Here is a 20,130-nt window from a genome sequence, read left to right on the forward strand (position 1 = left end):
TTCCGTGCTCGCCTGCAACCTCGCCCGGAAACTGTACGCAAACGCCCGCACGATGACCGAATCAGCCGCCGAACGCACCCCCGGACTGTCGTCCATCTCACCCGCCGACCGCCACTCGCTCCCCGCCCGGGGTTGCCATAGACGCTGGCCTATCACATCGACTATTTCGTGTCCGGAGTCGATGTAATAGGCCAGCGTCTATGAGAGTCGGGTGGGCCCGCGCTCGGCGACGGGTCAGGCGGGGGCGACGGTGTCGCCGGTGGCGGGGTCGGTGACGAGGATGGCCTCGACGGGGCAGCAGTCGGCGGCGTCGCTGACCGCCTCGTCGGGGTCCACGAGGTCATGCAGCGGCCGGGACTTCTTGTCGGCCAGCTCGAAGTACTCGGGCGCGGTGCCCGCGCACAGGCCCGACCCGATGCACCGGTCGCGGTCGACGGTGACCTTCCACTGCCCGCTCACCAGCGCACCGGCAGTTCCTTGAGTCCCCGGACCAGCATGCCCTTCTTCCACGGGAGCTGCTCCTCGGCGACGGCCAGTTCGAGCTTCGGGAAACGGGTGATCAGGGTGTGCAGCGCGACCTGCAGCTCCATCCGGGCCAGTTGGGCCCCGACGCAGTGGTGCGGGCCGTGCCCGAAACCGATGTGCGGGTTGCTCTCGCGGTGGAAGTCGAGCTCGTTGGGGTGGTCGAAGACCTTCTCGTCGCGGTTGGCGGAGGCGAGCGCGCCGAGCACCGGCTCCCCGGCGCGGACCAGCACGTCGCCGAGCATGACGTCCTCGGTGGCGTAGCGGGCGAACGCGGCGGCGGTGCCCAGCGGGATGTACCGCATCAGCTCGTCGACGGCCGCCGGGATCAGCGACGGGTCGGCGCGCAACTCGGCGAGCCGGTCGGGGTTGGTGAGCAGCACGTACACGAAGTTGGGCAGCTGGGTGACCGTGGTCTCGTGCCCGGCGGCCAGCAGGCCGGCCGACAGCTGCACGAGTTCGGCCTCGGTGAGCCGGTCCTCGTCCTCGTCACGGGCCTTGACCATGGCGCCGAGCAGGTCGTCGGTCTCCTGGACCCGGCGCTGGGCGATCAATCCGGCGATGTACCCGTGCAGGTTGCCCAGGTACTCCATGATCTGCTGCGGGGTGAGCGAGGTGGTCGAGATGATCGCTTCGGACCACAGCTGGAATCGGTCGCGGTCGGCGAAGGGCACGCCGAGCAGCTCGCAGATGACGGTGACGGGCAGTGGGGTGGCGAAGTGCTCGACCAGGTCGGCGGGGGACCCGAGCCGCTCCATGTCGTCGAGCAGCTGGTTGGCGATCTCCTGGGTGCGCGGGCGCAGCGTCTCGACCCGGCGGGCGGTGAACGCCTTGGCGATGAGCTTGCGCAGCCGGGTGTGCTCGGGCGGGTCCATCGCGAGCATCCCGGACTCGCCCTGGTGCGGGTGGGTGCGCGGCTCGTCGCGCCCGACGCTGGCGGCCCGGCTGAACCGGGCGTCGCCGAGGACCATGCGCACGTCGTCGTAGCGGGTGGCGAGCCAGGCCTCCTCGCCGTACGGCAGGCGCACCCTGGTCAGCGGCTCGCTGCGGCGCAGCTGCTCGTAGAGCGGGTTGAGGTTGAGCCGGTCAGGGTCTCCGAACGGGTAGGTCCGGGCCGCCATGACTTCACTGCCGGTCGACATCGTCGCCCCCTCGTGTGCGTACGAATTCAACTCTATGGATGGTAGTGTGGGTCAGTCCCGAAGTCGATGCCCATTCTATGAAAAAGCCGGATATTCAAGGCGGTTCTGGGCACGTTCAGTCGCGGCTGATCCGGGACGGCAGACTCGCCGGCGCCTCCTCCCGGACCGCCGAGATGATCATTTCGCGGAGCTGCTCCATCGGGTCGCCGTCGCCGACGGCCAGGGAGTTCTTCGTCGCCGCGATGGTCAGCCCCAGCTCGGGCAGGGCCCCGGCGAGGCTGCCGCCGATCCCGCCCACCTCGATCATCGGACCGTCGACCGCGTAACCGAGCGTCCACCGCACCGGCATGCCGAACGTCCACTCCGGACCCCGGGTGACCGGTCTGGTCGCCTCGCGCAGCCGCGCCGGGGAGATCAGGCGGACCCCGTCCACCTCGCCGAGCAGCGCCGCGAACATGCGGGCCGCCGCGCGGGCGGTGATGGTGCCGACGGCGGGCACCTCCGCGCGCAGGAAGGCGCGGTCGTTGCCCAGGTCGGCGTCGGGCCGCGCGCCGTGCGGCACCGCCCGGTCGAAGTTCGGCAGCTGGGCGCTGAGCTGCTTGAGCGCGTCCGACCAGCTCCGGTCGTCGAGCACGGCGAGCCGGTCAAGATCTTCATCGGGTACGCGGAGCAGCAGCTCACCGGGCACGCCCAGCGGTGCGGCCACGTCGCCGGCGAGCACCTGCGACAGGGTGCGGCCGGTGGCCCGCCGGACCGTCTCGCCGACCAGCCAACCGTACGTCCACACGTGGTAGCCGTGCGCCGTGCCCGGCTCCCACTCCGGCACCGTGTCGGCGAGGATCGCGCACATGCGGCCCCAGTCGGCCAGGTCGGCGGCGGTCATGTCGGGCGGCAGCGCGGGCAGGCCCGCGGTGTGCGTGAGCACGTGCCGCAGCGTCACGCCCGACTTGCCGTGGCGCGCGAACTCCGGCCACACCTCGGCCAGGCGCAGGTCGTAGTCGAGCCGCCCCTGCTCGGCCAGCACGTGCACCGCGGTCGAGGTGAGCGCCTTGCCGGTGGAGAAGCTGAAGAACGGCGTGCCGGGCGTGACCGGCCGTCCCGTCGCGGGGTCGGCCAGCCCGGCGACGGCGTCGACGATCGGCTCGCCGTGCAGGTACGCGGCGACCTGCACGCCGGTCTCCTGCCCGGAGTCGACGAGTTCGTCGACCCGCTGCTGCACACGCTGCTGGAGGAGGTGGTGCCGGTTCATGGTGCGGGGGTTTCCTCTCGGGGGGTGTCGCCGGGCGTCGCGGCCGGCCAGTGTTCGAGCAGCACGTGCAGCGCCTCGACGGACCGCCGCCACGACAGCTCCACGTCGCGCGGGTGGCCGAAGCCGCCGGTCGCCTCCAGGCTCACGAACCCGTGGAACGTGCTGCGCAGCAGGCGCACCGCGTCGGTGAGATCGGGTTCGGACAGACCGTACCCGCGCAGCATGCCGTAGGTCAGCTCGTAGGTGCGCCGGAACGCCACCGGGTCGGCGGCCACGAGTTCCGGTGGCACGGGGAGTTGGGTGGCGGCGTACCGGCCGGGGTGGGCCAGGGCGTAGGCCCGGTAGGCGTCGGCGAAGGCGAGCAGCGCGTCGCGGCCCGAGCGGCCCGCCACGGCCGCGCCGATGCGGTCGACGAGCTCGCCGCCGGCCAGCAGGGCGATGCGGTGCCGCAGGTCCTGCAGGTTGCGGACGTGGGAGTAGAGGCTCGCGTCCTTCACGCCGAAGCCGCGCGCCACCGCGGAGATGGTGACGCCGTCGAGCCCGGCGGTGTCCGCCAGGTCGGCGGCCGCCAGCGTCACCCGCTGCGCCGAAAGCCCTGCCCGTGCCATGAACCTAATACTACTAGGTTTTAGCCTAGGATGGCTAGGGTTCAGTCCACGTACGGCCGGACCAGGCCCGGGGCCGGCAGGTACGGCTCCCAGTAGACGATCTGCCAGGCCGCCTGCAGCGCGTCCTCGCACGGGTAGGTGTGCCCGCACCGGTCGCAGATGCCCTGCACCTGCATATGGTGCTCGTTCCAGCGCTGGCGCCCCTCGGTGACCATGGTCAGGGCGCGGCTCTGAATCGCCGTCCTGCCGACGTAAGTCGTGCTGTGGGACGTGCGCCGGGCGTCGCTAGAGGATCTGGGTCGTGGCTGCGGCCTTGACATGAATCTTCTCCTGCCGTCATCCCGCATAACGCGCTACGGCGTCTTAAGGTGCCGAGCTGTCGTAAACCCGTTGCCCGGGCAGGCTCCCTGCGATGGACTGGCCCGGTGAGATCGTTCGAAGAGTTGCTGGTGGAGGGCGCGAACGCGCCTGTCGACGGGTGGGACTTCGGCTGGTTCGCGGGGCGGGCCACCGAGCAGCGCCCGTCCTGGGGCTACGCGCGGCTGCTGGCCGAACGCGCCGGGACCGCGACCGCCGTGCTCGACGTGCAGACCGGCGGCGGCGAGGTGTACGCCGAAGTGCTGACACGCGCCCCGCGCCGCCCGGCCACCGCCGCCGCGACCGAGTCCTGGCCGCCGAACCTCGCGCTGGCCCGCCGGAACCTCGCCCCGCTCGGCGTGACCGTGGCCGAGGCCGCCGACGGGGCGGCACTGCCGTTCCCGGACGCGTCCTTCGACCTGGTGGCCAGCCGGCATCCGACGGTCACCAACTGGGCCGAGACGGCGCGGGTGCTCGCCCCCGGCGGGCAGTACCTGTCCCAGCAGATCGGCGCGGGCTCGATGCGGGAGCTGAGCGAGTTCTTCCTCGGCCCCGTCGACCCGGGCACCGGCCGCCTGCCGCAGACGTTGGCCGCTGAGGCAGAGTCTGTCGGGCTCATCGTGACGGAGCTGCGGCCGCAGGCGCTGCGCACCGAGTTCTACGACGTCGCGGCGGTGATCGTGTTCCTGCGCAAGGTGATCTGGACGGTGCCGGGCTTCTCCGTGGACAAGCACCACGACCGGCTGGTGGACATGGACGCGCGGATCCGCGCCGACGGCCCGTTCGTCGCCCACTCCCAGCGGTTCCTGCTCGCCGCCCACCGGCCCTGACTCGGTCCGGCGCGGAGCAAGATCGCCGTTTCTGGTCGAGAAGTGAAGCCTGACCCCAGGTTCTGAACCGAAACGGCGATCTCCATCGCCGCGCCGCGTCGGGTGGGCGGGCGCGGGTCAGGGGCGCGGGTAGCGGATGAGGAGGCTGGCGTGGACGGGGCGGTCGCCGACGGCCTCGTAGAGGTGGGGGACGTCGGACCGCCAGGAGATGTGCTCGCCGGGGTGGGCGGTGAGGGGGGCGTCGGCGGGGCCGGCGCGCAGGATGCCGTCGAAGACGGTGACGTGTTCGGACACCCCGGCGTGGTGCGCGGGTGAGCGCTGGACGGCGCCCGGCGGGACGACCATGCGGTACAGCTCGTAGGTGACCGCGTCGTCGTCGAAGACCTGCAGCAGGGTGGCTTCGACGGCGGTGCCGCGGACCACGCCCGCCTGCTGCCCGGACAGCAGCGCGGTGATCGGCACGCCGAGCGCTGCGGTCACCGACCACAGGGTGTCCAGGGTCGGGTTGCGGGTGCCGTTCTCCAGCCCCGACAGCGTCGCCTTGCCCACGTTCGCCCGCCGGGCCAGCTCCGACAGCGAGATGCCGGCGGCTTCCCGCAGCTGTCGCAGCCGCGGGCCGACGCCCTCGGCGCCGGGCTCCAGGGCCGATGGCGGGCTGCTGCGGACGGTTGCCGGACGCACGTTCATGGGGCTATCGTGCACCACAGACAACCGTTCCGTTTGCGGAACGCTCGCGGGAGCGCCAACGGTCGCCGATCCCGCCTGGCGTAGACGTTGGCCTATCTCGTCGAATCTGATCGCGATTTTTTCGATGTGATAGGCCAACGTCGACAAAAAACGGGCGGGACGGAGTGCGTGAAGGGGGCAGATGTGGGCAGGGGAGTGCTGCAGCCGGTGCTGGCCGGGGTGGTCACGGCGGTGGTCGGGTTCGCGAGCACGTTCGCCGTGGTGCTGGCCGGGTTGCGGGCGGTCGGCGCGGACTCGGCCCAGGCCGCGTCGGGCCTGCTGGCGGTATGCGTTGCCGCCGGCGCGACGGCGATCGTGCTGGGCCTGCGGCACCGCATCCCGATCAGCATCGCCTGGTCCACCCCGGGCGCGGCGCTGCTGGCCGCCACCGGCGCGGTCGACGGCGGGTTCGCCGCCGCCGTGGGCGCGTTCGGAGTCACCGGCGCGCTGATCATCGCCGCGGGGCTGTTCCCGGCACTGGGCCGGGCGATCGCGGCGATTCCGCGGCCGATCGCGGCGGCGATGCTGGCGGGCGTGCTGCTCGACCTGTGCATCGCCCCGGTGCGCGCGCTGGTCGACGTGCCGCTGCTCGCCGCGCCGATCGTGGGAGTGTGGCTGGTGCTGAACCGCTTCGCGCGGGCCTGGGCGGTGCCCGCCGCGCTGGCCACGGCCGCGGTCGTGATCGTGCTGGACTCCCCGGGCGCGCTGCGCGGAGCCGCCGCCGCGCCGCAGGTCGTGCTCACCGCGCCGGTGTTCACCTGGCAGGCGCTGGTGAGCCTGGCCGTGCCGCTGTTCCTGGTCACCATGGCCTCGCAGAACGTGCCGGGCATGGCCGTGCTGCAGGGGTACGGCTACACCCCGCCGCTGCGCGGCGTCCTGCTCGGCACCGGGGCCGCCACGGCGGTGGCCGCGCCGTTCGGCTCGCACGCGGTGAACCTGGCCGCCATCACCGCCGCGCTGGCCGCGGGTCCCGACGCGCACCCGGATCCGCGGCGGCGCTGGATCGCCTCGGTGACCGCGGGCACCGGCATGGTCGTGCTCGGGCTGGGCGCGAGCGCCGCGACGGCGTTCGTGCTCAGTTCGCCGCCGCTGCTGATCGAGGCGGTGGCGGGCCTGGCCCTGCTCGGCGCGCTCGGCGCGGCGCTCGCGTCGGCGACGGAGCAGGCGCAGGGGCGGGAGGCCGCGGTGGTCACCTTCGTGGTGACGGCGTCGGGCGTGGCGCTGCTCGGGATCGGGGCGGCCTTCTGGGGCCTGCTGGCCGGCGGTCTCATGCTGCTGCTGCGCCCAGGAACGACTCCACCGTCGCCGCGAACACCGCCGGAGCGTCCACCCACGGAAAGTGACCCGACGCCGGCTGCACCGTCAGCCGTGCCGAGCTGAGCCGCTCGGCCAGCGCGCGTACGGCGTGCCGGGTGGGCCAGATGTCGTGCTCGCCGACCACCAGCAGCATCGGCGCGGCCAGCCCGGCCAGCCGGTCCGCCAGCGCCGGATCGGGCTCGTAGCCGGCGTAGAAGCCGTCGGTGGCGGGCTTGGCGAACTCGGCCGGCTCGGCGGCGGCCTGCGCTTTCGCGGCGTCGTTCCACTGCCCGTACAGCAGCGGGGCGGACAGCCACCGCAGCCGTTCGAGGTCCTCGTTGTCGGCGGCCTCGGCGGTCAGCGCGGCGGCGGCGTCGTCGATCCACGGCTCGTGCGAGCGCTCGGCCAGCACGTGCGCCACGTCCAGATCGGACGGCATGCCGAGCACCCGCAGCGACGGGTCGACGACGACCAGGCGGCACAGCCGGTCCGGATGCTTGTCGGCGTACAGGAAGCACACGCCGCCGCTGGCGGAGTGCCCGAACAGGTCCATGGTCGGAAGGCCCAGGTGGGCGCGCAGCGCCTCGACGTCGTCGGCGATACGGTCCACCCGGTAGCTTGCCGGATCGGCGGGCACGGCGGAGTCCCCGGTGCCCCGGTTGTCGAGCAGGATCAGCGTACGCGTGGCCGACAGCCCACCCAGCTCCCCGAGATACCGCACCGCCTGCCCCGGCCCGCCCGGCACGCACACCAGCGGCGGCCCGTCCCCGCATACCCGGTAGGCGAGCTCGGTCCCATCCCATGATCGAAAGCGCTCCACCCACCCCATCCTGCCAGTCGACCGCTGCCGCAACTCTCAAGGAGTCGCGCCCTGGGCGGCGGGCAGGTGGGGGTCAGGGGCGGGTGTGGCGGAGGTGGGTGTAGGCGTAGGTGGTGGCGGTGGTCCAGAGGAGGGCGTGGGTGATGAGGGTGAGGGCGGTGAGGGTGGGGCCGCCGGAGGCGGTGTAGCGGGCGGCGGCCATCAGCGGCGGCACCAGCCAGGGGACGGGGGAGCCGTGCAGGCCCAGCACGACGGCCAGGACGGAGCCGGTGACCAGGACCGCCGCGCCCATTCCGGCGGTACGGGTGACCGCCCGGCTCGCCAGCGCGCCCAGGGCCACGGCCGGTCCCAGTGCCAGCAGGTGCACGCCGAGTCCGATGAGGACGGCGCGGCCGACGGCGTCGCCTGGGTCGACCTCGACGGCCTGGAACACCCAGGGCGCGGCGAGCGCGACGGCGATGGTGCCGAGCCCGGCCACGGCGGCGGCCAGCAGCCCGGCGACGGTCTCGCGTGCCGCGGAGCCGAGGGCGACCCGGGCCAGTCGGCGCTGCACGTCCGGCTCGACGTCGAGCAGGATCTTCGTCTGCCAGGCCAGCACGGGGAAGGCGACCAGGGCGGAGACACCGTACGCCTCACCGGGCTCGGCCCGCCCGCCGCCGTAGAGGATCGACAGCGCGGCGAGGGCGGCGATCAGGGGCGCGACGGCCCGGCCGGTGCGGACGAAGCCGTGCAGCCGCATCCGGGTCAGTGCGATCACGAGCCGACCTCCTCGCGTACCCGCAGCACGTGGTGGCCCTGTTCGCGCAGGCGCGCGACGGCGCCCGCCAGGTCGGCGGCGCTGACCGCCACCTCCACGACGCAGCGCGGGCCGGTGTCGGCGGCGGCGGTGCTCAGCGTGCCGTCGGCGACGGTCCACGTAGCCGCGCCGGGCAGCCGCACGGTCTCCCCGCGGTGGTCGCTGACCAGCACCGACCCGCCGCGCGCGGCGACCTCCAGCGCGATCCCGGGGACCAGGTCGCGGGTCGCGGCGTCCAGGCCCTCCCACGGCTCGTCGAGGATCAGCAGGTCCGGCGGGGCGAGCAGGGCCTGCGCCAGGCCGACCTTCTGCGCGGTGCCCTTGGACAGCTCGGGCAGCTTGACGTCGCGGAACTCGCCGAGCCCGAGCCGCTGGACCCACTCGTCGACGGCCCGCCCGGCCGCTGCCGGGCCGAGCCCGCGCACCGCGGCCATGGCGCGCAGGTAACCGTCGACGGTGCTCGGCTGGTCGGCGGGGAAGCGCTCCGGGACCCAGCCCACCACGGCGGGACGGTCGCGCACCCGGCCCTTGGCCGGGCGTAGCACCCCGGCGACGAGCTGGAGCAATGTGGACTTGCCGGCGCCGTTGCGGCCCAGCACCACCACGATGCCGCCGGGCTCCACCCGAGCCGTGACGTTGCGCAGGACCCACGGGCCGCCGCGGCGGTAGCGCAGCCACACGTCGTCGAGATGCACCGGGCGATTGTGCCACCGGCCGCGCCGTACCGGCCATGAGTGATCTTCGCGCGATGCCGCCGGAGCGGACATAGGATGGTGCTTTCGTGCATGTTCGCGTGGTGCCGCGGGGTGGCGGCGCCGGGCGGCCGTCGGCAGGAGGATCGCCATGGATCTCGGAGTGCACCTCATCAGCTTCACGTTCCCGGGCGGGGCGGCGGCGATCGGCCCGACGCTGGCCGCGGCGGGCCGGGCGGCCGAGGACGCCGGGGTGGCCAACCTGTCGGTGATGGACCACTACCTGCAGATGGAGGGCATGGACCTGGGCGGTCCGCTGATGCCCATGCTGGAGGGGTACACCACGCTGGGCTTCCTGGCCGCCAGCACCCGCACCACCACGCTGCAACTGCTGGTCACCGGCGTGACGTACCGCCACCCGGGGCTGCTCGCGAAGATCGTGACCACGCTGGACGTGCTGTCCGGCGGGCGGGCCGTGCTCGGCATCGGCGCGGCCTGGTACGACCGCGAGCACGCCGCCTACGGGGTGCCGTTCCCGCCGGTCGCGGAGCGGTTCGAGCGGCTGGAGGAGACGCTGCGCATCGTGCGCCAGATGTGGAGCGACGACGACGGCCCGTTCGAGGGGCGGCACTACCGGCTCGCGGAGACGGTCAACTCGCCGCAGGCGCTGTCCGTTCCGCACCCGCCCATCATGATCGGCGGCGGGGGCGAGAAGAAGACGCTGCGCCTGGTCGCGAAGTACGCCGACGCCTGCAACCTGTTCGCCGGGCCGGGCAGCGCCCCGGAGGAGATCGCGGCGAAGCTCGACGTGCTCAAGCGGCACTGCGAGCGCGAAGGCACCGACTACGACCGCATCCGCAAGACGATCGCCTGGTCTGCGCCGATCACCCCGGACGCGGCCGGCGGAGCCGAGTTCGTCGCGTCGCTGGAGCCGTACGCGAAGCTGGGCGTCACGCAGGTGCACGTCATGCCGTACACGGCCGAGCCGGTGGCCTTCCTGGACGGGCTCGGCGAGCACGTGGTGGGCCGGCTGAAGCAGCTGTGAGCCCTCAGCCGAGGCCGAGCAGCGGCGGGACCTGCGCCATCGCGGTGACCACGTGCTCGGCCCCGGCGGCGTGCAGCGTGTCCGCGGAGGCCAGCGCGGCATGCCCGATCACGGTCATGCCCGCCGCCCGGCCGCCGCGCACCCCGAACGGGCTGTCCTCGATCAGCACGCAGTCCGCCGGGTCGACCCCGATCCGGTCGGCGGCCAGCAGGAACAGGTCGGGCTCGGGCTTGCCCCGGGCGACCATCGACGCGCTGTAGAGGTGCTCGCCGAAGTAACCGGCCAGCCCGGTGACCCGCAGCCGGAAGGCGATCTCCGGCGGCGTGCCGCTGGACGCCACGCACACCGGCACCGCCGCCGCGCGCAGCAGGTCCAGCAGCTCGCGTACGCCGTCGACGGCGGTCAGCTCGGTGTGCTGGCGGGCCAGCACTTCGCGCTCGTATTCGGCGGGCAGGTCGAAGCCGAGCGGGCGGCCGAGTTCGCGCTCGACGTCGGCGACGCATTCGAGGGTGGCCCGGCCCATGTAGCGCTCGATGCTCTGCTCCAGCGTCGTGGGCAGGCCCGCCCGGGTGACCAGCTCCGCGAAGACCGCGTTGTTGATGATCTCCGAGTCCACCAGCACGCCGTCGCAGTCGAACACCACCGCTTTGATCACCCGTACAGGCTGCCACGGTCGGGTGTGCTGTTGCTCCCCGGGTGTGATCGCGGTGTCGCCAAATGGACAAATCGGATGTTACGCCTGCGCGGTCCGGTGGATCATCCACGGCAACGACCCAGTGCGCGGAGGTACGCCATGTCCCGTCAGCTGACCCGCAGATCCGTGCTCGCCGCCGGGCTGGGCCTGGCCGCCGCGCCGCTGCTGCCCGCACACCGGTCGGCCGCCGCCGAACCCCCGCTGCGCGTCGGCGTGCTGGCCGCGCGCACCGGCGGCCTCGTCGAGTACGGCCGCCAGCACCTGCTCGGCGCGCAACGGCGGGCCGACGGGCTGAACGGCGCGGCCGGGCACGGCGGCACGCACCCCGCCGCGCAGCTCGAACTGCTGCTCCAGGACGTCGGCGACACCCCCGCGACCGCACGCGAAGCCGTGTCCCGGCTGCTCGATCGGGGCGTGCACGCCATCGTCGGGCCGCCCGCCGGCTGGCTCGACGACGCCGTCACCGGCACCGCGCAGGCCGCCTGCACCCCGCTCGTGCTCCCGGCCATTGGCCCGGCCCCGTCGTCGCCGTACGCCTTCCGCAGCGCGCCCACCGACGCGCAGGTGCACCGGGCGCTGCTCGCCGCGATGACGGCAGGCGGCCAGCGCACCGCCGGGGTGCTCCGGCTCGACGCGCGTGACACCCCGGCACTGCGGGACGCGCTCGCCGCCGAGGCGGCCGGGCAGGGTGCGCGCATCGTTTCCACCGAGACGGTGCCGCTCGACGGCACGGGCCTCGCGGACAAGGTGAAGGCCCTGCTGGCGGCGACCCCCGAGGCGCTGCTGCTGGACCTGCCCGCGCCCCTGGCCGCCGCGGCCGCCGCAGCCGCGAAGACCGCCGGCTGGACCGGACCCGTGCTGTCCACACCGGACGCCGCGTCTGCGACGTTCCACCAGCTCGCGGGCGAGGCCGCGGCGGGCGTTCGGGCGGTCAGCCCGTGGCTGCCGGTGGCCGCCGAGGCTCCGGAGGCGCTGGCGAACTGGTCGAGCGTGCGCCGGTTCGCCGCCGAGCTGGGCACCGCGCCCGCCCCGTCCGCCGGGTACGCCGCCGACGCGGTGACCCTGCTGCACCAGGCGTTCCTCGGCCACCGCGACAAGATGGCCGCCCGCGACCAGCTCGAACGCGCCTGCTGCGTCGGTGTCACCGGCGTGTTCAACCTGACCACCGACGACCACGCGGGCCTGGCCCCCGACGCCCTCACCGTGCTCACCTCCCGCGCGGGATCCTGGACGACCCTGCCGCCGGCACCGTGACCACGCCCGTGGGCGGCCCGCGCCTGGCGCACAATGGCGGCATGCCGGATGACTCCGCTGCGCCCGCAGCCGTCGAGGAGGAGTGCCTGCTGTGCCGGCCCGCCGACGCGGACAGGTTCTTCGAACGCCGGCGAGTGTGGGAGGACGAGCACTGGCGGCTGTCGGTGGTGCTCCGGGGCGCGGTCGCGGGGTTCGCGCACCTGGAGCCGCGCAGGCACATCCCGTACATCGCCGACCTGGCCGGTCCTGAGGCGGCGACGCTCGGGCCGGTGCTGGCCCGGGCCACCGCGGCGGTGCGCGAGGCGACCGGAGCGGACAAGGTCTACGTGTCCGTCTTCGGTGACCGGGTGCCGCACCTGCACTTCAACCTTGCCCCGTTCCACCCGGGCGGCCCGCTGGTCGGCGGTGCGGGTCAGGTGCGGGCCGATGCGCCCAGGCTCGACCGGGGCGCGCACGAGGCCGCTGCGGCGTCGGTGCGCCGAGTGCTCGGCGGCTGAGGGGCGGTCGTCGCGACTGCGCCCCGCATGACGCCGGCACCGGCCGGTCGCGGATGAAGATCTGTTTTTGTGGACGCTAGCTGCCCCTATAACGGCACCTAGCGTCCACAAAAACAGATCTTGCGGTGGTTGGCGGCGACGCCCGGCGACCAATGGGGCATTTTGGTAATTTTGCGAATTCTTGTCCGGTTTACGCTTTTTGTCGGTAGCGTCAGGGCAGCCCGACCTTCCCCTAGCAGTGGAGAACCCATGCGCCGCACCGTGCGACGTGGTCTCTTGTTGCTGACCACGGCCACCGTCCTCGTCCTCGGCTGGCCCGGCGCCAGTGCGCAGGCCGCCGCCTACCTGAGCCACCGCACCACCGTCGACATCTTCCGCGACGCCGGGATCTCGATCTGGTCCAGCGGCAGGTGCTCCGATCGCGACAACCCGAACTGCACCTCGTTCGAGCGCATCCGGCGGAGCACCGTCGACGGCCTGCTCACCCTGCGCAAGGCCAGCAAGTGCGACCTGCGGGTCACCGGCGGCACCGAGACCGGCCACGGCTCCGGCACGTACACCCACTGGAACGGCTGGAAGATCGACATCAGCAAGTACGACTGCGTCGGCCGCTACATCAAGCGCTACTTCCGCTACGTCGGCTATATCAAGGGCTGGGGTTACCAGTACAAGGCCCCGTCCGGGAACGTCTACACCGACGAGGGCAACCACTGGGACATCCTGTACTACAGCTGCGGCGGCTGCTCCGACGACGACGCCGACCTGGCCCCGAGCCCGTCGCCGAAACCGAGCCCGTCGCCGTCGCCGTCGCCGTCGGCGAAGCCCAGCCCGTCGGCATCGGCATCGGCATCGGCGAAGCCGAGTCCGTCGGCGTTCCCGAGCCCGTCCACGCCAACGCCCTCGGCTGCCCCCGCCCTGCCACCCTCGGCCGCTGCGTCCGCGTCCGCCCCGCCGAGTCCGTCGGCGGCAGCCCGGCCCAGCTCGTCGGCATCGGCCCTGCCGAGCGCGTCCGCTTCGGCGCAGCCCAGCGTCGCCGCGCAGCCCAGTGCGACCGCTGCCCAGCCGGGCCTGGCACCGCCGATCCTGGCCCCGTCGGCAAGTCCTTCGGCCACGCCGTCCGCGACGCCGTCGGCGGCACCGTCGGCATCGGATGGAGGCGTCCCGGTCGCACCGTCCGCCGTCGCGGGTCAGGCGGCGCTGGAGTCACCGCTGGCACTGCCCCCGCCTCCGCTGCGCGAGCCGGTGCCGCAGCCGACGAAGCTGCTGCGGGCCGTGGACCCGGAGCCGCGTACGCCGCCCGCGACCATGAACCCGGCGGAGGTCGACGCCCCGCTCGGCTGAGCGGCGGCCGGGCCGTCCGCGGGGGAGAGCCGCCGCGGACGGCCCGGTCAGCCCTTGACGTAGGAGAACTTCTCCGCGATCCGGCCGTCGCGGATCCGGATGACGTCAACGCCGCGCACGTGCCCGGTGCCCCAGCCGTAGCGCCACCGCTGCACCACCAGGTCACCGGCGATGGTCAGCTCCTCGATGTCGAACCGGCCTTCGAGCTGCTCGAACACCGGCCGCCAGGCCTCACGCACCTCGTCGCGCCCCTCGTGCCGGCGGCCGTCCGGGGCGGGGTTCGTGCTCTCGAACACCACGTCGGCCGTGCACAGGTCGAGTGCGGCTTCGAGGTCGTGGTCGTTCCAGGCGTCGTTGAACGCGCCGACCAGCGCGGGTGTGTCCATGGCGTCGACGATAGGGCCGCGTGCGGCACGGGATGTCGAGGCCGGGCCGCGCGCCGGTGCCGGGTTCCGGACATGAGCCGCGCGCCGGTCCTGTGGCCCAGCGACCGGCGCGCGGAGTTCGGGTCGTCAGGCGGTGAAGCCCGCGAACAGGATCGACGCCAGGCCGAGGCCGATGGCGAGGTTGGCCAGGGTCGCACCGCCGAACACGGCGACCGGCCGCCAGCCCGCCTCGCGCAGGGCGCTGACGCGCAGCTGCAGGCCGATGCTGACGAAGGCGAGGATCAGGAACCAGGTGCGCAGGTCGTTGATGACCCCGATGTGGGCCTTGGCTTCGGCCGCGCTGACGGTGCCGGCGTACCAGGTGCCGATGGCGGAGGCGGCGATGAAGCCGAGCACGAACTTGGGGAAGCGGTCCCACAGCTGGCGCAGGCCGGGGCGCTGCGCGTCGGCGTCCTTCTCGACCTTGAACGCGAAATACGCGGTCAGCGCGACCGCGACGATGCCGATCAGCGCGTTCTGGGTGGCCTTGACGATGGTGGCGATCTGCAGGGTCTGCTCGCCCGCGATCGCTCCGGCGGCGGTGACCGCGGCGGTGGTGTCGATGTTGCCGCCGATCCAGGCTCCGGCGACGGCGGGGCTGAGCCCGAACACGTCGGCGAGCCAGGGCAGCAGGAAGATCGAGGGCAGCGCGAAGATGATGACCAGGCTGGCCGCGTACGCGAGCTGCTCGCGCCTGGCCCGCACGGCTCCGGCGGCGGCGATGGCGGCGCTGACGCCGCAGATCGACACGGCGGCCGACAGCAGGGCGCGCAGTTTCTCGTCGAGGCCGAGCAGGCCGCCGAGATACCAGGTGATCAGGAAGACGCTGCTGATCAGGAGAATGGCCTGGCCGATCGCCGGCCCGGCGGCCTTGACGATCAGGCTGAGGTTGATGGACGCGCCGAGCAGCACCAGGCCGGTCTTGATGAAGAACTCGGTGCGCACCGCGTCGGCGATGCGCTCGCGCAGCCCCGCGTAGTAGACGATCACGTTGCCGATCAGGCCGAGCGCGATCGCGTAGATCGGGTATTCGACGGCGGCGGCGAACTTCTCCAGGCTGGTGCCCTTGGCCGCGGCCGGGACGGTGTCCTCCAGGTAGCGGGCCACCGAACCGAGGACGAGCACGATGAGCACGCCGAGGACGAGCCACGGCCAGGTGCGGGCGGGTCGCTCGGCAGGCGGCGCGGCGAGCTCGGAGTCGGTGGCGACCATCAGGGCACCAGGCCCGTCGGGATGACGCCGGTCAGCACGAGCGCGACCAGGAGCAGGCCGACGGCGGTGGCCAGCCAGTCCTCGTTGAGCGCGGCGCGCAGGGCGCGGGCGACGGCGTTGGAGTCGGTGGCGGTCTGCTGCGGGGTCAGGTCACTCATGGCGTACGCCTTTCGGGCTGGAGGTGGCGACGGAGTTCATTCTATACAAGGCCGGTAGGATTAGTCGAGATTAGATTTCTCGCCTGGTCACGGGGCTGCGCCCCTGCTGTTGTAGCAGCAGGGGCGCAGCTTTGATCCGATTTGCAGTGATTGGCTACAGCGGTTCGAGCCAGATGTTGCGGAACCTGGGGTTCGCCCCCGCGTCCCCGTGGTCCTGCAGCCGCAGCGGGCCACCGGACGCGCCCTCCGGCGCACCGGCACCGGTCGGCCCGTTGATCGTGATGTCGTTGTGCACCACGAACCCGTTCCACACCACGGTCACCCGGGCGTCGGCGATCTTGTTGCCGGAGCCGTCGAAACGGGCCGCCCGGAACACGATGTCGTACGACTGCCAGGTCTCCGGCGCGCCCGCCGCGTTCACGGTGGCGGCCGCCTTGGTGTAGATCGCGCCCGCCTCGGTGTTGTCCAGCGCGGTGTCGCCATACGAGTCCAGCACCTGCAGCTCGTACCGGTCCTGCAGGTAGATGCCGCTGTTGCCGCGCTGCTGGCCGGTGACGTTGGCCGGGTAGAGCGGCTCGTACCACTCCACATGCAGCTTGAAGTCGCCGAACGCCTGCCGGGACCGGATGTCGCCGCCCAGCGACTCCAGCGAGCCGCCGGAGAACGGCCACGTCGCCGCGCCGCCGCTGGAGTTCTGCCACGACGCCACGTCGTCGCCGTCGAACAGCTGGATGCGCTGGCCGCTGCCGGCCGCCGCCCAGCGCTGGCTGAGCACCCCGGCGGGCTGCCAGATGTGCAGCTGGGTGCCGTCGGCGGAGCTGCCCGACAGCGCGTCGAGCACCTTGCCCGACTGGGGGTTGAGGATCGTGCCGTCCGGCTGCGGCTGCCAGACCTGCGAGCCGGTGCCGTTGCAGTTCCACAGCTGCACCTTGGTGCCGTTGGCGGTGCCCGCGTTGTCGACGTCCAGGCACTTGCCCAGCGCCTGGTAGGTGCTGCCGACCCGGCTCCAGCGCTGCGCGGCCGAGCCGTTGCAGGTGTACAGCTGGATCTTCGTGCCGTTGGCGGTGCCCGCGTTGTCGACGTCGACGCACTTGCCGCCGATGCCGACGATCGGCCCGGCCCCGCCGGTCAGCGTGAGCGCGTCGAGGTTGACGTGCCCGGTGTCGCCGCTGTCGTACTTGATCGCGATCGTGTTCGCGCCCGCGTTGAGCACGACGCTCTCGGTGATCGTCGACCAGGTGTCCCAGTTGCCGGTGTTGCCCATGGTCACCTGGCGCTGCTTGACGCCGTTGACGTACAGGCTGACGGTCTTCGGCCCGACGAACGGGTTCGGCCCGTTGCTGTAGCGCACCGCCGCCTGGTAGGTCCCGGCCGTGCCCGCCGTCACCGTGAACGTGGTGGTCGCGCCCAGCGTGCCGTACCCGGCGACGAAGCCGGTGCCGGTGTAGCCGGTGTGGTCGGTGGCGACCGTCGCGCCACCGGTGCGGGCCGCCGACTCGGCCTGGTAGATCCCGTCCGAGGGGGGCGGGGTCTGGCCAGGGATGGCGTTGAGGGTGTACCAGGCCTCGGTGCTCCACAGCGAAGCGCCGGTGCTGGAGGTGAACGGGCGCGGCGAGCGGATGTGCACCACCCGCCCGGCCAGCCGGCCGTCGACTGCCAGCGTCACCTTCTTGCCGTCGGCGGACAGCGTCGCCGAGGTCACGGTCAGCGTCTGCTCGTCGAGCTTCGGGCCGCCGTAGTCGGCCGTGGCCTGGTAGCGCCACTGCTTGAGCTTGTACGCCGAGGCCAGGCTCGCCGCCGTCGCCGCCGACAGGGGCTGGGTGTACTCGATCTCGAACCCGGCCCCGGTGGCCCGCACGGCCAGGATGTCGAAGACCGACGTGCTGTTCGGGGTCAGCTTCTGCAGGCCGTAGGTCAGCTTGCCGGACTGGCCCCAGTTGCCGCCCGCGCCCAGGCCGCCGAGGTAGATCGCCCCGTCGGGGCCGATGTTGACCTCGGAGACACCGGCCTCCAGGCCCTGCGTCATCCGGAACAGCGCGCCCTGGTACTCCCCGTTGACCTTCTCCACGAACGCCCGCTGCAGGCCGCCGTAGGTCACGTCGCCGATCACGAACTGCCCGGCGTACACGCCGCTGGGCAGCAGGATCGGGGTGCTCGGCGAGTTGGCGATCTCGTTCTGCGGCATCCACAGCACCGGCGGGGTCACCGGCGCGGTGTCGAACGGGCCGGCCGGGGTGGTGTAGTGGTTGAAGAAGCGGCCCTGCTTGATGTGCAGCAGCTTCGACGAGGGCAGCCAGCCGCCCTGGTTGTCGGTGACGAAGACGCCGTTCTCCGGACCCCACCCGATGCCGTGCGGGGTGCGCAGGCCGCCCGCGACGTAGGAGATCGCGCCGGTGGCCTTGTTCACCTTGATCGTGGTGCCGCGGTTGGTCGCGGGCTGCGGCACGGTGGTCGCGCCGCCGTAGTTGATCGACACCGACAGGTTCAGGTAGAAGAACCCGTCGGCGTACAGCAGGCCGAACGCGAACTCGTGGAAGTTGCCGCCGAACGGCCAGGTCGCGATGGTGTTGTACTGGTCGGCCACGTCGTCGCCGTTGGTGTCGAGCAGTTGCGTCAGCCGCTGCTTCTCGGTGACGTAGACGACGCCGTCGACCACCTTGAGGCCCATCGGCTCCTTGAGGTTGCCGGCGATCTTCTTCGTGGTCACGTTGCCGGGGCTGGTCGCCCCGCCGGTGTTGGCCAGCACGAAGACCTCACCGGCCTGCGACGTGCCCGACTGGTCGGTGCCGCCCCAGGTGCAGATGACCAGCCGCCCGTCGGGCAGCCAGTCCATGCCGGTCACCTTCGGCTGGAACGTGCCCGGCCGCAGGTTGGTCAGCGTGTACCCGGGGTGCACGCCGGTCAGCGGGAGGCCGTCGCCGGGGGAGTCGGCCACGCCTTCGCACTCCTTGCGGCCCGGCGCGGTCACCCGCACCACGCCCGCGTCGGTGCTCAGCGCCGAGTTCGGCACCAGCGTGAACGTCGACGAGCCCGGCGTACGCCACTCCAGCGTGAGCTGCTGGCCGCCGGTGCGCTCGAAGTAGTCGATGCGCAGCGCGTGGTAGCCGGTGGTCAGATTGACCGTGCCCTCCATGGCGGTCGCGCCGTGCAGGCCGTCGTGGTTGACCACCATCGCGCCGTCGATCATCAGTTCGGAGCCGTCGTCGCTGGTGAGCCGGAAGGTGTACGCGCCGGCCGTGGTGATGTTGACGTTGCCGAGCACCTGGGCGAGGAACAGGTCCTCGAACCCGAAGTCGGCCGCGGTGGTCCAGTTGACCGTCGGCATCAGCTTGTCGACGTTCGGGGTCTGGCCCGGCTTGAGGACGCAGATCTCGTTGAGCGGCACCTGGAGGTCGAACACGCGCAGGGTGACGCCGGGTTCCTGGGTCGGGATCGCCGCGGCGGGCGCTGCCCATACCCCGCCCGCGAGGGCGAGTGCCAGGGATACCAGCACGGGACCGCGAATTCGGCGTAGCAGTCGTCTGCCCATCGTTGCTCCTGGGGGAGGAGAGAGGTGGCCGTGCCCGGGTGGTCATCGACGCCGACGATTAACACACCAGAAACATCGGAGGGTGGATCGAGACATTAGACGCTTTCGATAGCGCTGTCCATATCTTTCGATCAGTACTGCAAAAGTTCTTGCCGTATCTACGAAAGTCGCCGGGCGCGGTATCGCAGAGCGGCCTCCCGGGTGGCCGTATGCACTGCTCGCGCCAGTCGCGATCCCCACTCCGAACGCGGCCCGCAGAACGGGACCTCTTCGCCCGCCTCCCGCGCGGCCACGCATACCGCGTCGGTGGGCGTGCCCGAGGCGTCGAACCCGGCGTCGAGCAGTGCCTGCACCTTCGCCTCGGTCGCGGTGGCCACCGCGTTGACCATCGCGCCGGGCGACAGCGCCACCGGCAGCGCGACGACGATGTTGACGGTGCCCGGGACGGGCGCGGCCCTGCCCGGCGCGGGCTTGGTCGCCGCGGGTGGTGCGATCGTCCTGCGTGTGGTGGACGCTGTGGCTGGTGCGGTTGCCGTGGGGTCCGCGGCCCAGCCGCACACGCCGATCCCGGCCGTGACCAGTGCCTCGACGCCGCCGTCGGTGGCGAAGGCGCCCTCGGTCACTCGGGCGGCCGTCATCAGGCCCACGCCGCGCCCGGTCATGCCGTGCCGCTGGGCGATCTCGGCCAGGTGCCGGTCCGGGTCCAGGCGGCTGTACCCGTGGCCGACCTGGGCGTTGAGTACCCATGCTCGGGGGCCCGTGCCGCCGCCGAGCACCGCGCTGGAGATCATCTGCCAGCCGTCGCCGGCCCGCCACAACAGCGCCGGCCAGGCGCCCGACGCGTCCTCGTGCTGGACCAGCAGGGCGCGTAGTAGCGCGGCGTCGGGATGGGGGATCGGCACACGGCACCCTAACGCGGTCGCCGACCCCGCCGCGC

General features: G+C 72.6%; 21 protein-coding genes. 6 read left to right on the top strand and 15 right to left on the bottom strand.

All coding sequences use genetic code 11. The features are described 5' to 3' along the window. Positions 1-234: 234 nt before the first annotated feature. The 5 genes from AB0B66_RS29200 to AB0B66_RS29220 form a co-directional block, all read right to left on the bottom strand. Positions 235-459 carry a ferredoxin gene (locus AB0B66_RS29200; RefSeq protein WP_360535972.1) on the bottom strand — a complete coding sequence of 75 codons (225 nt, stop codon included), beginning with the start codon at positions 457-459 and terminating at the stop codon, positions 235-237. Then, positions 456-1,664, bottom strand: coding sequence for a cytochrome P450 (locus AB0B66_RS29205; RefSeq protein WP_360535974.1), 1,209 nt, complete (start codon positions 1,662-1,664; stop codon positions 456-458). Before AB0B66_RS29205 ends, AB0B66_RS29200 begins: the two co-directional genes overlap by 4 nt. A 115-nt stretch (positions 1,665-1,779) precedes the next feature. Continuing rightward, positions 1,780-2,913, bottom strand: a complete 1,134-nt coding sequence (locus AB0B66_RS29210; protein ID WP_360535976.1) for a serine hydrolase domain-containing protein — start codon at positions 2,911-2,913, stop codon at positions 1,780-1,782. Next, positions 2,910-3,521, bottom strand: coding sequence for a TetR-like C-terminal domain-containing protein (locus AB0B66_RS29215; protein WP_360535978.1), 612 nt, complete (start codon positions 3,519-3,521; stop codon positions 2,910-2,912). Before AB0B66_RS29215 ends, AB0B66_RS29210 begins: the two co-directional genes overlap by 4 nt. Positions 3,522-3,562: 41 nt before the next feature. After that, positions 3,563-3,697, bottom strand: a complete 135-nt coding sequence (locus AB0B66_RS29220; protein WP_360535980.1) for a hypothetical protein — start codon at positions 3,695-3,697, stop codon at positions 3,563-3,565. Between the two features lie 249 nt (positions 3,698-3,946). Between AB0B66_RS29220 and AB0B66_RS29225 the strand changes: the two genes are divergently transcribed. Beyond that, positions 3,947-4,708 (top strand): class I SAM-dependent methyltransferase, encoded by a 762-nt coding sequence (locus AB0B66_RS29225; RefSeq protein WP_360535982.1) that lies wholly within the window; start codon positions 3,947-3,949, stop codon positions 4,706-4,708. Between the two features lie 117 nt (positions 4,709-4,825). Here the strand turns inward: AB0B66_RS29225 and AB0B66_RS29230 are convergent, their stop codons facing one another. Next, positions 4,826-5,395 (bottom strand): XRE family transcriptional regulator, encoded by a 570-nt coding sequence (locus AB0B66_RS29230; protein ID WP_360535984.1) that lies wholly within the window; start codon positions 5,393-5,395, stop codon positions 4,826-4,828. A 183-nt stretch (positions 5,396-5,578) separates the two neighbouring features. On the opposite strand from AB0B66_RS29230, the gene AB0B66_RS29235 reads away from it, so the two are divergent. Then, complete coding sequence (locus AB0B66_RS29235; RefSeq protein ID WP_360535986.1) at positions 5,579-6,814, top strand: benzoate/H(+) symporter BenE family transporter; 1,236 nt, start codon at positions 5,579-5,581, stop codon at positions 6,812-6,814. On the opposite strand, the gene AB0B66_RS29240 is transcribed toward AB0B66_RS29235, so the two are convergent. From AB0B66_RS29240 to AB0B66_RS29250, 3 genes are all read right to left on the bottom strand, one after another. After that, entirely contained in the window at positions 6,702-7,451 is a 750-nt protein-coding gene (locus tag AB0B66_RS29240; RefSeq protein ID WP_360536027.1) for an alpha/beta hydrolase, read from the bottom strand. The genes AB0B66_RS29235 and AB0B66_RS29240 overlap by 113 nt on opposite strands. A gap of 172 nt (positions 7,452-7,623) precedes the next feature. After that, entirely contained in the window at positions 7,624-8,307 is a 684-nt protein-coding gene (locus AB0B66_RS29245) for a hypothetical protein (protein WP_360535988.1), read from the bottom strand. After that, entirely contained in the window at positions 8,304-9,041 is a 738-nt protein-coding gene (locus tag AB0B66_RS29250; protein WP_360535990.1) for an ABC transporter ATP-binding protein, read from the bottom strand. The genes AB0B66_RS29245 and AB0B66_RS29250 overlap by 4 nt, the downstream gene beginning before the upstream one ends. 148 nt (positions 9,042-9,189) lie before the next feature. Between AB0B66_RS29250 and AB0B66_RS29255 the strand changes: the two genes are divergently transcribed. Then, positions 9,190-10,083 (top strand): LLM class F420-dependent oxidoreductase, encoded by an 894-nt coding sequence (locus AB0B66_RS29255; protein ID WP_360535992.1) that lies wholly within the window; start codon positions 9,190-9,192, stop codon positions 10,081-10,083. A 4-nt stretch (positions 10,084-10,087) separates the two neighbouring features. Here the strand turns inward: AB0B66_RS29255 and AB0B66_RS29260 are convergent, their stop codons facing one another. Then, complete coding sequence (locus AB0B66_RS29260; RefSeq protein WP_360535994.1) at positions 10,088-10,738, bottom strand: HAD family phosphatase; 651 nt, start codon at positions 10,736-10,738, stop codon at positions 10,088-10,090. A gap of 138 nt (positions 10,739-10,876) precedes the next feature. On the opposite strand from AB0B66_RS29260, the gene AB0B66_RS29265 reads away from it, so the two are divergent. From AB0B66_RS29265 to AB0B66_RS29275, 3 genes are all read left to right on the top strand, one after another. Next, positions 10,877-12,031, top strand: a complete 1,155-nt coding sequence (locus tag AB0B66_RS29265) for an ABC transporter substrate-binding protein (RefSeq protein ID WP_360535996.1) — start codon at positions 10,877-10,879, stop codon at positions 12,029-12,031. Between the two features lie 41 nt (positions 12,032-12,072). Beyond that, positions 12,073-12,528 (top strand): hypothetical protein, encoded by a 456-nt coding sequence (locus tag AB0B66_RS29270; protein WP_360535998.1) that lies wholly within the window; start codon positions 12,073-12,075, stop codon positions 12,526-12,528. Between the two features lie 249 nt (positions 12,529-12,777). After that, entirely contained in the window at positions 12,778-13,869 is a 1,092-nt protein-coding gene (locus AB0B66_RS29275) for a hypothetical protein (protein ID WP_360536000.1), read from the top strand. 47 nt (positions 13,870-13,916) lie between these two features. Here the strand turns inward: AB0B66_RS29275 and AB0B66_RS29280 are convergent, their stop codons facing one another. From AB0B66_RS29280 to AB0B66_RS29300, 5 genes are all read right to left on the bottom strand, one after another. Further along, positions 13,917-14,255, bottom strand: coding sequence for a nuclear transport factor 2 family protein (locus AB0B66_RS29280; RefSeq protein ID WP_360536002.1), 339 nt, complete (start codon positions 14,253-14,255; stop codon positions 13,917-13,919). A 126-nt stretch (positions 14,256-14,381) separates the two neighbouring features. Further along, positions 14,382-15,506: a putative sulfate exporter family transporter gene (locus tag AB0B66_RS29285; RefSeq protein WP_360536004.1), complete on the bottom strand. Its 1,125-nt coding sequence runs from the start codon at positions 15,504-15,506 to the stop codon at positions 14,382-14,384. Beyond that, on the bottom strand, positions 15,506-15,664 hold the full coding sequence (locus AB0B66_RS29290) for a hypothetical protein (protein ID WP_360536006.1): 159 nt from the start codon (positions 15,662-15,664) through the stop codon (positions 15,506-15,508). The genes AB0B66_RS29285 and AB0B66_RS29290 overlap by 1 nt, the downstream gene beginning before the upstream one ends. Positions 15,665-15,818: 154 nt before the next feature. After that, positions 15,819-19,193: a family 16 glycoside hydrolase gene (locus tag AB0B66_RS29295; RefSeq protein ID WP_360536008.1), complete on the bottom strand. Its 3,375-nt coding sequence runs from the start codon at positions 19,191-19,193 to the stop codon at positions 15,819-15,821. Between the two features lie 158 nt (positions 19,194-19,351). After that, a complete protein-coding gene (locus AB0B66_RS29300; RefSeq protein WP_360536010.1) occupies positions 19,352-20,095 on the bottom strand; it encodes an adenosylcobinamide amidohydrolase in 744 nt (247 codons plus the stop codon). Positions 20,096-20,130 lie beyond the last annotated feature (35 nt).

Source organism: Catellatospora sp. NPDC049111, from assembly GCF_040648615.1.
GTDB classification, from domain to species: domain Bacteria; phylum Actinomycetota; class Actinomycetes; order Mycobacteriales; family Micromonosporaceae; genus Catellatospora; species Catellatospora aurea.